This is a genomic window from Pseudoalteromonas sp. PA2MD11, from assembly GCF_017808125.1.
Taxonomy (GTDB): Bacteria; Pseudomonadota; Gammaproteobacteria; order Enterobacterales; family Alteromonadaceae; genus Pseudoalteromonas; species Pseudoalteromonas simplex.
The window spans coordinates 75,922-89,582 of sequence record NZ_JADKNF010000019.1; the positions used below are offsets into that span (position 1 = coordinate 75,922).

Here is a 13,661-nt window from a genome sequence, read left to right on the forward strand (position 1 = left end):
ATTGCGATAATGTTAACAGAGTTCAATGAGTGCTAATCGCCAAAATATAGACTAGAATCCATCTAGATTAGTGAAAGTCACTCAAATAAAAATGAAATTAGATAAAAAAGACCAACAATTACTTAATGCTTTACAAGATAATGCGAGAACTTCTGTCTCAGAGCTGGCACACTCGGTTAGCCTGTCAGATACCCCTTGCCTTCGCCGCATTAAAAAGCTCGAATCAGCAAATGTGATCAGTGGTTACCATGCTGCCATCAATCCTAAAGCCGTTGATTTAAATGTGTCTGTTTATGCCTTTGTTCGCTTAAACCAGAACTCTGTTGCCGCTGCTGAGCAATTTGAACAGCAGGTTGAGAAGCTTGAATATGTGCTTGAGTGCTCTGTTATTTCAGGCAGTTATGATTACTTGCTGAAGATCGTTGCTGCTGACTTAGAAAGCTATGAAAGCTTTGTGAAACATAAATTAGGTAGTATTGATTGTATTGCCAACATCGAATCGACAGTGGTCTTAAAACAAGCGTTCACTAAGCGTCATTTACCGCTCGCTTGACGCAGCTTGCTTGCAAATAAAACATAACTCGATAAGCTAAAAACAGGCTTTAAAAGGATGCTTAAAATATGAAATTCATCAACTTAGTTGCTATCTCTTGGGCCATCAGTGGGCTCTTTAGCAGCTCATTAATGGCGCAACAACAAACCTGCCTTACTCAGCTTGAAGACCAAGAGCTGATGATGAAAAGTAAGCGCGAAGGACTATTTAGAGAGCCATTACCACGAACCCATAGCACCTTTAGCTATAATATCGAGCAAGCATTTAGTGACTATTTAACCGCTGCGTACCTGCAAATTAGTAGCGAAAATCCGCGTGCTAGTTTGCCATGCCCTGTTTACACAGACACCTATCAGCAACTTGTTGCACAAGGCGCTCGACCAGCTAACGCAACTGTTGCTGATTTAATAAGCCCATTTGAACTTAAACAGGCCGATAGCCGTAAAGCGGTGCTCTTGATCCACGGTTTAACCGACTCACCCTTTACCTATCACGACCTTGCACAAGTGTATTATCAACAAGGTTATACGGTACGCACAATTTTACTCCCTGGGCATGGTACCGCTCCTGCAGCACTTAGAGACATCGATGCCGATGATTGGCAAAAGGCTAGCGTGTATGCCATTGAGCGCACATTAAAAGACTTTGATCAGGTGATATTAGGGGGCTACTCAACGGGTGCTGCACTGGTTATTGATTACTTAACTCAAGGCCCGGTCGATAATAAAATTACGGCTGCTATGTTGTTTTCACCTGCAAGCGAGCCACACAATAAAAACGGTTGGCTGGCGAAATGGGTCGATGCGATTCCATTTGTGAATTGGATTGATAAAGACGCAGACCTTGATTTTGCCAAGTATGAGTCGTTTCCATTTAGTGCAGCCTCAGCTAGTCACGAAGCAATGAGCCGTATTAGCCTTGATGAACTACGTCATCGCCAACTGCCTAATGTAGCGATATTTAGTACCTTTAGTGATATTGACACCACAATAGATAACCAAGCAACCTTTAAGATTTTAACTAAGCTGCACGACCCAAAAACGCGCAAGAATAATCAGCTTGATCGCCTTTTATACTATGGGGATGACAAAAACATCCCAGCTAGCTTTCCAGCTGATTACCAAATAATTCGTGATGACTGCGACACCGATGACTGTAAAAAAATCAAAGGGATGTCACACATTGGTATTGTTAATAAACCCAGCAACCCTTACTACGGTCGTAAAGCTTTGTATCGCAATTGCGGAAGCTACTTAGATGACGACACGCTTTATACAGCCTGCAAATACCAAAAAGACGTTGTGATGGGTGAGCGCACAGCCGAAAATTTACAAGCGCACAAGCCCTTTGCACGACTCACGTTTAACCCTTATTTCGATAAGCTTGCTATGCATATCAACAATTTTATCAAAGATATTGAATCGGCTGCACAATGAGTGAGTTTAACCACCGCTGGTTTAATCAAATAAGCGAGATTGATGCCACTCTATGGCAATCATTTTTTGATGATTCGCCTTTTACCGATCACGCTTTTTTAGCGGCTTTAGAACAAGCAGGCTGTGTGAGTGAAGAGTCGGGCTGGCAACCCATGCACCTAGCAATTTACCAGCAAGAACAGGTTATAGCCTTACTACCCGGGTATCTAAAACACCACTCTTATGGTGAATATGTATTTGACTGGGCTTGGGCTGAAGCCTATCAACAACATGGCTTAGAGTATTACCCCAAATGGCTGTGTGGCGTACCATTCACACCTATTGCAGGGCAACGAATTAGTATAAATCACAATAAGCCCGCTGAAGTCTATGCGTACATTCAGCACATACTCACAGCAACAGCAGCGCAATTAGACTGGTCAGGTTGGCATATAAATTTTTGCCACCAGCAACAAGCGACTGCATTAACTAGCAACACCGTAATGCAACGTCATGGCGTGCAGTTTCAGTGGTTTAATGAAGGCTATAATGACTTTGAGGACTTTTTAGCTTCACTCACCGCAAGAAAGCGTAAATCGCTCAAAAAAGAACGCGCAAAAATAACTGAACAACAGATAACCGTAGAATGGCTCGAAGGTGCTAACATCAGCAAACAGCACATGCAGCAATTTAGTCATTTTTACCGCCAAACCTATTTGAAGCGCTCAGGCCACAATGGTTATTTGAATACCGCCTTTTTTGAGCTATTACAGCAAAGCATGGCCGACAAACTGGTGTTAATGTTCGCTAAGTATCAAGGAGAGGTGATTGCCGCCACACTCAGTTTTAAAGATCAGAATTGTTTATATGGTCGATACTGGGGAACGAACTATGAGCTTGATAGTTTGCACTTTGAGCTTTGCTATTACCAAGGTATTGAGTACTGTATTACCAACAAACTTAAGCAGTTCCATTCTGGCGCGCAAGGTGAGCATAAAATAAGTCGCGGTTTTAAGCCCGTAAATACCTATTCACTGCATCATATTCAACACACTGAGTTTGCAGCTGCCATTAGTGATTTTATTAATAGAGAACGCCAACATATGGCGCTCTATAAAGCCCAATGCGAAAGCTTACTGCCTTTTAAACAGCAATAATTGGTTATTCGCTGGCATTTGCACATCTTCAACCAAGGTTAAGCCAGCTTGCTCTGCGAGTTGGCAAATCGCTTCAAAATCACGGATTGCACTATGTGCATCTTGCTGTTTTAAAAACGCATCGAATTCAGCATTACTGGCACTGGTATACTTACCTTGGTACTTAAATGGTCCATAAATACACAATTTACCTTTAGGCGCTAAATGCTTTGCTACACCTTGGAAAAAGCGCTCCACCAGTGGCCAGCTAATAATGTGCATTGTATTGGCAGTGAAAATGGCATTCACTGTTTCAACCGGCCAAGGATCATTAAGGTCGAGTATGAGTGGCGCATGCAAGTTAGTTAAATCAGCTTCTTGATGCCATTGTAAAATCCCCGGGTGATTAACCTCGCGATCACTACAATGCCACTGCAAATGTGCTAAATGCGTTGCAAAATGCACACTATGTTGCCCAGTACCTGAGCCGACTTCTAATACATCCGTCACATCAGAAAAGAACGCTTCTAATACGTTTAAAATAGGTAATTTGTTGTTTTCACAGGCTTGAGAGAAGGGTTTATCCATACAAATTAGTGCACCATGTTTGGTAATTAATGCACAACAGTAAAGCAAAAATAAATAATAAAGTCGCGGTGAATTTATTAGTTAAAAATATAAAACCATTATTTTCAACTAGTTAAATTTATTGATCAATATTGGTACAGCTTATGCTATTTCTTAAGTGAATTAATCAATAGGAGCAATATTATGACTATCTCACCCTACACCGCTGTAGATGCAGCACTTGCAGCCAGCGAACGAGCTGAAAGCGAAAAAGCCGCCTTAACAAGTTGTGACGACAGAGCAACCGTGATCGATCTTCTTTCTCAATGTAACAAAGAAAATGTACAGGCGCCGAAAAAACATGAAACAGACCAGATTTTTATTCTCGGCTACAATTAATCACACACAGTTAATCCATTCAGTCTTAGCTTCTTTATATAAGAATTGCACTAAAACCGATTAACTGTAATGATAACAATTATCATTACAGTTAATCGGTTTTTCTATGCACTCTCACAATGCTATGCTCCATTATCAGCGGCAAATGAAATGTGTTTGCCAAAGACCTGGGTTACATGCCCCTGCGCTTGTTGCTAACTATGTTGAAGCGGGTTTAAACATTGCACGCTATTACGAAAAGCATCACAACTTTATTTTGCAAGAGCTGTATCTAAGACGCACCTTTCATGAACTACTTGAAAAGATGTGTGATTCATTAGTGCATAATGCAATTCGTAAACAATGTTTGGCCCAGCTTTATAAACCGCAACTTGTGCTAAAGCGTTACTACAAAACTCATAACTGTATTGAAAAGTATTTCAGTTTGGAGCGAGAAGCGTGCCTTCTCAGCCAAGAATTTAACCCGATTTAGGAGTGTTTATGAGCCAATTTAGAACCGAATCAGATAGCATGGGTGAGCTACAAGTCCCTGCCAATGCGTTGTATCAAGCTCAAACGCAACGCGCTATCAACAATTTTCAAATTAGTGGCTTAGCCATGCCTAAGCAATTTATCACCGCCCTCGCCTACATTAAGCAAGCTGCCGCGCAAAGTAATGCTGCTTTAGGCCATTTGAGCCAAAGTAAAGCCAAAGCCATTGAGCAAGCATGCAAAGAGGTCATCGATGGTAAGCATTTTTCAGAGTTTCCTGTTGATGTATTTCAGACAGGCTCTGGCACTAGCTCAAATATGAATGCCAATGAAGTTATAGCAACGCTGGCGAGCCAGTTTGCAGGGGAAACCATTCACCCCAACGATGATGTGAACATGGGACAAAGCTCAAATGATGTGATCCCCACTGCGATTGCTGTAAGTAGCGCTATTAACATCATTTATGAGCTGTTTCCTAAACTCGATAAACTCAGTCAAAGCCTACAAAACAAACAAGCCGAAGTGGGCCATATTGTTAAAACCGGTCGCACTCATTTAATGGATGCAATGCCTGTGAGTTTTTCACAAACACTGGCTGCATGGCAGTTACAAGTGGATCATGCAATGGCAGGCATTCGCCAAGCTCTTGAGCGGGTTTGTGAACTTGCACAAGGTGGCACAGCAGTTGGTACCGGCATAAATGCCGACCCAGCGTTTGCCGGTGAGTTTTGCCAACACTTGAGTGAGAATGTAGGTATTCGCTTTAGCCCAAGCAAAAACTTCTTTTATAACATCGGCTCACAAGATGCCATTGTTGCGCTGTCAGGCCAGCTAAAGGTACTTGCTGTAGCACAAATGAAAATAGCCAATGACTTACGCTGGATGAACTCAGGCCCTCTTGCAGGGCTTGGAGAAATTGAGCTTGAGGCTTTACAGCCAGGTTCATCAATTATGCCGGGTAAAGTAAACCCTGTGATCCCTGAAGCGGCAGCTATGGTCAGCGCACAAGTCATTGGCAATGACGCGACCATTACAGTGGCTGGTCAAGCTGGTAACTTTGAGCTCAATGTAATGCTACCTGTGATTGCCCTAAACATTTTGCAAAGTATCGAACTGTTGGCAAATAGCAGTGAAGCACTGGCAGATAAAGCGATTGCCAGCTTTAAAGTAAACCAAAGCAATGTTGATAAAGCGCTCGCTAAAAACCCAATTTTGGTTACTGCACTTAATCCGGTGATCGGCTATAGCAAAGCCGCAAAAATTGCCAAATTAGCTTATCAAGAAGGTCGTCCTATTATTGATGTTGCTGCTGAGCATACGGATATTTCGCGCGAAGAACTGAGCGAGTTACTGAACCCTGCCAAACTAACCCAAGGTGGTTTGTAATACCTATTTATTGCAGATAGGTGTAAAACTTTTATCTTACTGTAGCTCTGTGAATACAGAGCTACTTACTGAAAGCTAACGTTTTTATTGCTCCACTTTGAGCAATGTGTATGATAGTGAGTACTTATTCAACGATTTTTAGGTATGTTATGCGCTATCCACTATTGGCAATTTTATTTCCTGTGTTATTAACTGCGTGCTCGGACGCTGCAACTAATGAACAAGCCGAATCAACGGCAACCAACAATAAACTTGTCGAGGCACCAAAAGCCGTTGAAATAAAAAACGCTAAGGAAGTGACCAAAGCAGCCCCAGATAAAGCCACTATTAGCTCTGCCCATGAGCAACTTAAACAATTAATCGATGATCCAAGCTGTGACAACAGCACCCAATGTAAAGTATTACCTGTTGGTAGTCGTGCCTGTGGCGGCCCAAGTAGTTTCATTGTGTATTCAACTAAAACAGCTGACACTGCTGAGGTTGAAAAACTTGCAAAAGATATCACCGCCCTTGAAAAGCAATTTAACGCAGCAAACGACATGATGAGTATTTGTCAGCATCTAACCGCACCAGGTGCGCAGTGTTCTGAGAATACTTGTGTTAGAATCGAAGGCTCAGCGGCAAGTGTATACTAAGGAATAAGCAATAATGGTTCGTTCATCGACTTTCAAGAAACTTTTCATCACCACAACTGTTTTAGCAAGCATTGCTTTAAGCGGTTGCGAAACAACAACGTCGGGTAGCTCTGCACGCGTTGATCTAGGTGATTTAAATGATCAGCTGAACGATATCGTTAGTAATAATAGCTGTACTGCGAGCTTTCAATGTAAAGTGTTAGAAGTTGGTGAGCGGGCATGTGGTGGCCCAAGTCGCTATGTGGTTTATTCAACGTTAAACAACACACAAGAGCAAGCAGAGCAACTTGCAGAGCGAATTACAGCGGCTGAGAAGTCATCTGATCAAGCATTAACTGTTAACGATTGCTCACCAGTTCTGCCTGTACAATCGCTGTGTATTTCACAGCAGTGCCAAGCAATCGAGATTAAGTAAATAATGCAATAAGGCCGGATACTATCACCACGCTGATGATACAAATCCCGGCCTTATATATGTATTTAACCTGCATTGTATTATGCACCCAGTAAGCATAAATGTAGCGAACAAAGTAACTTGCTGCAGTGCCAAATAATGCAAAAATAACTAAATACGCAAGTAAAATAATATCCACAGACATGCCACTTCTTTAAAACATCTAGTCTCAGTGTAAGGGCTTAAAGAAGTAAAGGCAAAACCTTAGCTTTTTTTACTGTGTTCAATGAGTAATTCAGCCACGCGCTGTTTCACAGCACGCTTATCATCGGCTGCAACGCCAAAACGCTCAGCCAATAAAGCAATCTCTTCATCATTTAAGTTAAACGATAAACGCTGTCTGGTTTTTTTCGACTTAACGTCGAGCTCCAAAATCTTACGGATCATATCTGATGGCGTAAGCTCTTGGTCAATGGCTTGCTTCTTAATTGATTTTTGCACTTCAGAACTTAAATCAAACGCCATTTGCGTGGCTCTAACGGCTTGCTCCTGACGCTGCCATTTGGCTTTTGCATCACTCACTTGGCATCCCCAGGAAATAAGTCAACAATATCGCTAATTGGTCTGGTTAACGTCAGTGATACCTCTGTTTCACCGCCTTCCCAAATCTCAATATTTAAACTATGCGATTCATCGTCAGAGCTTAAACAGATCATTTCACACGGTTCACCGCCTTCATCTTCATAAAGAGGTAAAGGCTTATTGCGGTAGTCCTTATTATGGAAATAACACACATAAGGTGCTTCTGATTGTTTGTAGCTCGATGCTAAAAAGTGACTAAAACGCTCCGGACTATTTTGCACGTTAATTGCCGTTAATTCGTCTTCATCAAAAATACGAGCGAACTCATCAAGGGTAAAAATCTCATCAACATCGTCGCGTTGAATTTTGATCGCAAAGTTTGCCCATTGCTCACCGTCATCTGATTCAATTTGCAAAAACACCACTTGGCCAGATTCACTCTCGAGTACCAGCTCATACTCTGCACTACGTTGGTACTGATACGTTTGCACATCAATAACACGCAGTGTCTGTCCTTTTAACCAGCTTGGGTAAGCGAACGAATCAATCACAGTTAGCATATCACCAACGAGTAATTGGCTTGGATCAGTAAGCTGACGCTCTGGGGCTTTTTTAGATTTGAAAAAGTTAAACATTGGCTGACTCCTTGTTGAAGCAAAAAAGGTAACCCAGTGCGTGGGTTACCTTTTGTCTTTCCGTTAACTGATTAGCTGTTTTGTTTTGCTTTAATACGCGCCAAAATATCCGCGCTTTTCGGGTTGGTATCACCAATACCCGCTTCAGCCATTTTCGCTTTTAAATCATCGCCATTAGTGTCTGCTTCTAATTGCTTAGCCGCACCTAACTGATCTTGGCGGTCTTGCTGGCGTTGTTTAATACGCTCTAGAGACTCACGTGCTGATGTCATTGATGAGCTGTTCGTATTTAGCGTGCTGTTTACAGCCATTGTTGCTTGCTGCACACTTTCAGTCGTTTTAACCATTGTTAATTGACGTTGGTTTTCTTTAATCGACTTTTCAGCTTCTTTAACTTGCTGCTTTAGTTGCACAATGTGGTTACTAAAACCAGCTAACACTTCTTCGTGCTCTGCTTTTTCAGCTTCAAAATCACCGATTTTTTCAGCGATTTCTAATGCAAGAGCTTCGTTACCTTTTTCAAGTGCTTGGCCTGCATACGCTTCATGTTCAGCAATTGATGCATCTAGTGCGCTAATTTTACGCTTCGTTTGCATCTCTTTTGCCATTACTTCGGTCAGGCTTTTCTTAGCACGTTGTAGGGCATTTTGTGCATCAGCAATTTCTTGTTCAAAGATACGGATACCGTTTGCATCAACAATTGCTTGTCCTGCTTCACGAGCGCCACCACGTACAGCTGTAAATAGTTTCTTTAAAATACTCATAATCTTAACTCCAGAAATTGCTAATTAATCGTTTAAATAAATGGTCACGGCTTCAAGTGCATCAATCGCATTGTCTGCCAGTGTTACCAACTCATGGGTAATATCATCAAACGATGAATTAACCGATAACGCGCCAAAAATAGCGTATTTATCATCAATTTTTGCAAATGCGCTTAATGGGATTGGTACATTTAAACGTAGTAACGTTTCGTTTAACTCATTACGCATATCTGCTTGTACTTCGTCTTCAGCAAACAGGTAGCTAATACACAGTAATTGCTCTTCTGTTTGAGTAACAAAGATAGGTAACTCATCATTCCCATCGACGATAACTTGTAACACATCTTGCTCACCTTCGTTGGCAATCAAGAAAGACTCAAAGCTCACACCTTCTGTTTCAAAAGAAGCCAGTTTGATTGATAGTTCATTTAATTCCATGTCTCACCTTTTTACGTTTTGACATATTATGTCTGAGTTAAGATTTGCATAGCCGACATATTATGTCAACTATAAAATATCAATTTTTGTACAATTCGGTTTCAACTTGCCACGCTTGGCGGTAATAATCATATAAGGTTCCAGAACCTAATCTATTGACTTCAATCGTGTTTACTTGTTCAAAAAAATGATTCGGAAACACAAAAGAAGCCAATAAATATTCTTTGCTTACCCAACGAGATGGCACGGGTAATTCGTTAGTTTCACGAATTCGCTGACTTGCTGATTTGCCAGAGGTAGTCGCGATTGTCCAACCCCATTGACCAAACGAAGGAATATTTTGTTGGTATTGCTCAACATAACCAAAACCCGCAGCTTTCATTGTTTTAGCAATACTCAAAAATGCTTTCTTCGCATGATAAGGGGATGTTGATTGCACGGCCACAGCCCCGTCAGGCGCCAATAACTGACGTACATGATTGTAAAAATAGTCACTGTACATCTTATTGAGATCAGGGTGATTAGGGTCTGGTAGGTCAATTAAAATAGTGTCAAAGCGCTCGCCTTTTGCCAGCATTGCTTCGACCTCTAAAAAGGCATCTGCAATGCGAATATCAGCACGAGGGTCGCTCATAGAATGTTTATTTAGCGCTGTTAAACGTGTTCTGATTTTCTCTGGCGCATCATAGTCGCCAACATCATTACCAAATAAGTTTAACAGCTGACCATCTAAGTCAACCAGAGTGACATGCTCTACTGGCCACTTCAAAACATCACGTAATGCAAGCCCGTCACCGCCACCGATGATCAACACGCGGTCATGACGATTTGAGGCCAACATAGCAGGATAGACAAGCATAGAATGATAAATTTGCTCATCCACACTTGAGAATTGTAAACGGCCATTGAGGTAAAGATCGGTAATTGCATTGGGCTGATTGCGGCTCAAACGCTCAGTTAACACCAAATGCTGATACTTAGTTGCTTGCGAGTAAATCACTTTATCTTTGTATAAAACATTGCTTAGATTTTTCATCCAGCTGGTGCCAAGCACGAGCACAAACGCAAAAAACACCAACAACAGTACATGACAAACTAACAGTAACTTAGCGAAGCGAACATGCTGATGATAGCGCCATAGAAACACGAGGCCGGCAATAATATTAAATAACGCCGTCCAAGCTGCTGCTTGCATAATTGGCATAGCAAGCATAATGCTCACCCAAATAGCAGCACCGACACCGGCACCGATATAATCCGCCCCGTAAATAGTTCCCGCATTGTTCTCTAAAAAGCGACCATAAACTTGCTGGCGAATGCGCGCAATCAGCGGGATCTCCATACCGATCAATAGCCCGAGTAACAGACCAAACACATAGGGTAAGAAACGTGACCACTCTTGTAGCTTTTCAAATACATAACCATTAAGTACGGTATCTGCAGGCAAGTTAAAAATTTCGGAGAAGATATGCGGCAATGAATAACTGACAGCGATAACGCTCGCTATCGCTAAAATACAGCCCATGCCGACCAAAGCAATAATACTCTCTAGCCACGCGAAAGCAGTAAATGCATCTTTAAACCAACGTGCTAAAAATGCACCGATACCCATAGCGACAATCATGGTGCCGATCATGGCATAAATGGCACTCTCGACCGAGCCTAAGACACGACCTGCATAATGAGATAGCAGGTACTCATAAATAAGGCCGCACCCAGCGAGTACGGCCATAACAGTTATTAATAGGAAATCATGCCCAAGTAGATTGGCTCTACTTGGGGCGCTTGTTGTAGTAGACACTTAATTAGGCACCTAACAAGGTTGCCATAGTCGAACCAATCGCAAATGAGATTGCTGCTGAGATAGCTGCTACACCCACGTTCTTCTGGCGGTTCACTTCATCTGAAATATCACAACCAGATAGGATGATTTTGATAGTCACTAAGTGTAGTAAAATGAAAGCCACTAAACTCACAGCTGCACTTAATGCCCAGTAACCTAAACTAGCTACAATGTTGTCAGCCGCATAAGGAGCAATACCTGATGCAGCAGTTAATGCCAATGCACTGCCCACTAAAAAGCCAGCGTAACGAATACCCACAGCTAAGTTGCCGTCAATAACCGCTTGTTGTAAACAATCGCCACTGCGATTAGTACGTTTGAATAACTGCACGCGATATTGACTGATCAGTAGCATCGCAATGCTGCCAATCGCAAAAGCTGCGATCACAATTGGAATACCATGCCAACCTTCAGTTGCCACCCAAAATAAAGCTGAGCGAATAACGATAGCCACACTTACTACATGACCAAAATCAATCAATGCAGCAGTCGCATTACCTTTAACGATTTCGTCGTGCAGACTCACTTTACGAAGCGCTACCTTGTCTTGGAAGAAATGACCTAGCTTAATAAGTACAATCGCCATGACACCATATCCAAGCATTTGTAATGCTTCTTGTTGCAAGGTTGGTGCAAATGAGCCGCTGCTCACGCCACTTAGAACAATAGCCAATGCCACAAGTCCTGCCGCAAAGCTAATACCAAAAGCAAAATTATCACGCTCAGTTATTTCATCATTAGCGTGTAAGTTAGATACCCAGCCTTTGATAAATTTTAGGCTGACAAATAAAGCGATAATGATTGCAAAGTCGATTGCTAAAGCTTGCAACGACCAAGTTGTTATTCCATTAAATTCATACATGTGTTGTAACTCCGGTGGTTATTCTTTTCACTACTTACCGCGGCTAATGCCACGTGATGTTCTGCTCGAGCTGTTGCGTAATGACCCAGAGCTTTTACTGTAACTACTGCTAGAAGCATAGCTACTGCGTGTGCGTGGCGGCGTATAGCTGCTACGGCTTAATCCAGATGCACCACTGCGCTTAGTGGCATACGGACTAGTGAATTGTTTACCTTGGCGTTGATAAGACTGTCGAGTACGCGTCTCTACCGTTTGTTGTGCTTTAATCTGTTTTGGGCTCGAATAACGATAACGGCCATAGTCATTGTAATAGCTATACTTTCTATGACGGCTCCAACGACCATATTCAACTCGGTCGAATACATCGCCCAACATGCGATACATACCGTACCAAACCCAAAAACTGGTACCGCTGCTATTTGTTTGCCATTGCCCATAGTTAGGGTTGCCAACTAACTGGTTACCAACACTTTCACCTTCAGCAGCTTCACTAATTGCACCAACCCGCGCTAGTGACCCCTGCGACATATCGGCAAGCATATTGATAGGATCTGTCAGCGCATCTTGAAATAAAGGCGGTTTGGCAGCATCACGAATGAGGTCAAGTTGATGAAGGGTATCTTCATAGGGTGGTACTAGATAAGTAGACTTCACATCTGCTAAGCGTTGTGTAAGACCTGAATAAATAGCCCCTTCACGAGTGGCATCAAGACTAATTACACGGGCGATCTCAGAAAGTTGCGGTTGTTGCTCAGCAAGCACCTTGCCGTATTGTTTAAGTATCGTCGCATTACGCAAAGAGCCATTATCAAGCGCTGTACCGAGTTGATTTAATTCAACTTCAGCTTTTTCTATGGATTGTTGTATTGTTTGTTTCAGCTGCTCTTCTTTCGACTCACAGCCCATAAGCAAGCTTACCAAACAAAACAGGCTAATAAGTTTCCAAGCTTTTATTTGAGACATTCATGTCACCTGATTGTGGTTTAAAAACGCAAATAGTTTTACATAGCTCAGGTACTAAACCAAGATTAAAATTGCAACAAAGGGTAAATTAGGTCGTGAATTGCTAGTTAGCAAGGGGAAAGTTTAAAGGCCTGGCGTAGGTTGGGTTGAGCGAAGCGAAACCCAACACAGAGCTTTCAGCCGTCAGCGTTCAGCCGCGCGGTGTGGGGGTTTGTTGCTGCGTCTTCCTCTGGTTCTAGGCAAAGTCTACTTGTAGGAATGGCTTTAGCCATGAATATGTTTGTTATGGTCTGAAATCGGCACTGAAGTGTCTCCTACGGGGTTTGTTGCTGAGGGAAGCTCAGTTACCTAAACCCGGTAAATCAACTGACATCTAATATCTGACGTCTCAGATACGCATCTCGTAGGAATGGCTTTAACCATGAATGTGTTTGTTATGGTCTAGATTCGGCACTGAAGTGCCTCCTAAGGGGGTGTTGCTGAGAGAGACTCTGTACTAAACAACCCAACAGCGTGGTAATTCGCCATGCACAATGAAGATGTAAAGTTCATTAATAAAAGACGAATTAGCGCAAGGTGAAATAAGCCGTTTTAGAGATCGCTAACCTGTTAGACCAG

At 42.3% G+C, this 13,661-nt stretch carries 17 protein-coding genes; 8 read left to right on the forward strand and 9 right to left on the reverse strand.

Annotated elements, in window-relative coordinates:
- The first annotated feature begins 91 nt into the window (after positions 1–91).
- The 3 genes from ISP07_RS17845 (at position 92) to ISP07_RS17855 (ending at position 3,125) form a co-directional block, all read left to right on the forward strand.
- On the forward strand, positions 92–553 hold the full coding sequence (locus ISP07_RS17845) for an Lrp/AsnC family transcriptional regulator (RefSeq protein ID WP_209328437.1): 462 nt from the start codon (positions 92–94) through the stop codon (positions 551–553).
- Positions 554–621: 68 nt separating this feature from the next.
- Positions 622–1,989: an alpha/beta hydrolase gene (locus ISP07_RS17850; RefSeq protein ID WP_209328438.1), complete on the forward strand. Its 1,368-nt coding sequence runs from the start codon at positions 622–624 to the stop codon at positions 1,987–1,989.
- On the forward strand, positions 1,986–3,125 hold the full coding sequence (locus ISP07_RS17855; RefSeq protein ID WP_209328439.1) for a GNAT family N-acetyltransferase: 1,140 nt from the start codon (positions 1,986–1,988) through the stop codon (positions 3,123–3,125). The genes ISP07_RS17850 and ISP07_RS17855 overlap by 4 nt, the downstream gene beginning before the upstream one ends.
- Here ISP07_RS17855 and ISP07_RS17860 read toward each other — a convergent pair.
- On the reverse strand, positions 3,102–3,692 hold the full coding sequence (locus ISP07_RS17860) for a DUF938 domain-containing protein (RefSeq protein WP_209328440.1): 591 nt from the start codon (positions 3,690–3,692) through the stop codon (positions 3,102–3,104). The genes ISP07_RS17855 and ISP07_RS17860 overlap by 24 nt on opposite strands.
- A 183-nt stretch (positions 3,693–3,875) precedes the next feature.
- On the opposite strand from ISP07_RS17860, the gene ISP07_RS17865 reads away from it, so the two are divergent.
- The 5 genes from ISP07_RS17865 (at position 3,876) to ISP07_RS17885 (ending at position 6,977) form a co-directional block, all read left to right on the forward strand.
- Positions 3,876–4,070, forward strand: a complete 195-nt coding sequence (locus ISP07_RS17865; RefSeq protein ID WP_209328441.1) for a hypothetical protein — start codon at positions 3,876–3,878, stop codon at positions 4,068–4,070.
- 145 nt (positions 4,071–4,215) lie between these two features.
- Complete coding sequence (locus tag ISP07_RS17870; RefSeq protein WP_209328442.1) at positions 4,216–4,542, forward strand: hypothetical protein; 327 nt, start codon at positions 4,216–4,218, stop codon at positions 4,540–4,542.
- 8 nt (positions 4,543–4,550) lie between these two features.
- Positions 4,551–5,927 carry a class II fumarate hydratase gene (locus ISP07_RS17875; RefSeq protein ID WP_209328443.1) on the forward strand — a complete coding sequence of 459 codons (1,377 nt, stop codon included), beginning with the start codon at positions 4,551–4,553 and terminating at the stop codon, positions 5,925–5,927.
- Between the two features lie 149 nt (positions 5,928–6,076).
- Complete coding sequence (locus ISP07_RS17880) at positions 6,077–6,562, forward strand: hypothetical protein (RefSeq protein WP_209328444.1); 486 nt, start codon at positions 6,077–6,079, stop codon at positions 6,560–6,562.
- A 13-nt stretch (positions 6,563–6,575) separates the two neighbouring features.
- Positions 6,576–6,977 carry a hypothetical protein gene (locus ISP07_RS17885; RefSeq protein WP_058585357.1) on the forward strand — a complete coding sequence of 134 codons (402 nt, stop codon included), beginning with the start codon at positions 6,576–6,578 and terminating at the stop codon, positions 6,975–6,977.
- Here the strand turns inward: ISP07_RS17885 and ISP07_RS17890 are convergent.
- From ISP07_RS17890 to ISP07_RS17925, 8 genes are all read right to left on the reverse strand, one after another.
- Positions 6,970–7,155: a hypothetical protein gene (locus tag ISP07_RS17890; RefSeq protein WP_054554683.1), complete on the reverse strand. Its 186-nt coding sequence runs from the start codon at positions 7,153–7,155 to the stop codon at positions 6,970–6,972. The genes ISP07_RS17885 and ISP07_RS17890 overlap by 8 nt on opposite strands.
- A gap of 65 nt (positions 7,156–7,220) precedes the next feature.
- Positions 7,221–7,538 (reverse strand): hypothetical protein, encoded by a 318-nt coding sequence (locus tag ISP07_RS17895; RefSeq protein WP_054554605.1) that lies wholly within the window; start codon positions 7,536–7,538, stop codon positions 7,221–7,223.
- On the reverse strand, positions 7,535–8,173 hold the full coding sequence (locus tag ISP07_RS17900) for a hypothetical protein (protein ID WP_209328445.1): 639 nt from the start codon (positions 8,171–8,173) through the stop codon (positions 7,535–7,537). Before ISP07_RS17900 ends, ISP07_RS17895 begins: the two co-directional genes overlap by 4 nt.
- Positions 8,174–8,244: 71 nt before the next feature.
- A complete protein-coding gene (locus ISP07_RS17905; RefSeq protein ID WP_054554603.1) occupies positions 8,245–8,937 on the reverse strand; it encodes a PspA/IM30 family protein in 693 nt (230 codons plus the stop codon).
- 24 nt (positions 8,938–8,961) lie between these two features.
- Positions 8,962–9,375: a YjfI family protein gene (locus tag ISP07_RS17910; RefSeq protein ID WP_063700564.1), complete on the reverse strand. Its 414-nt coding sequence runs from the start codon at positions 9,373–9,375 to the stop codon at positions 8,962–8,964.
- Positions 9,376–9,454: 79 nt separating this feature from the next.
- Positions 9,455–11,107, reverse strand: coding sequence for a polyamine aminopropyltransferase (locus ISP07_RS17915; RefSeq protein ID WP_228290674.1), 1,653 nt, complete (start codon positions 11,105–11,107; stop codon positions 9,455–9,457).
- Between the two features lie 73 nt (positions 11,108–11,180).
- Positions 11,181–12,080 carry a DUF350 domain-containing protein gene (locus ISP07_RS17920; protein WP_062566277.1) on the reverse strand — a complete coding sequence of 300 codons (900 nt, stop codon included), beginning with the start codon at positions 12,078–12,080 and terminating at the stop codon, positions 11,181–11,183.
- 30 nt (positions 12,081–12,110) lie between these two features.
- The gene (locus ISP07_RS17925; protein WP_209328447.1) at positions 12,111–13,043 is read right to left on the reverse strand and encodes a CHAD domain-containing protein; all 933 of its coding nucleotides are present in this window, start codon (positions 13,041–13,043) and stop codon (positions 12,111–12,113) included.
- Between the last annotated feature and the right edge of the window lie 618 nt (positions 13,044–13,661).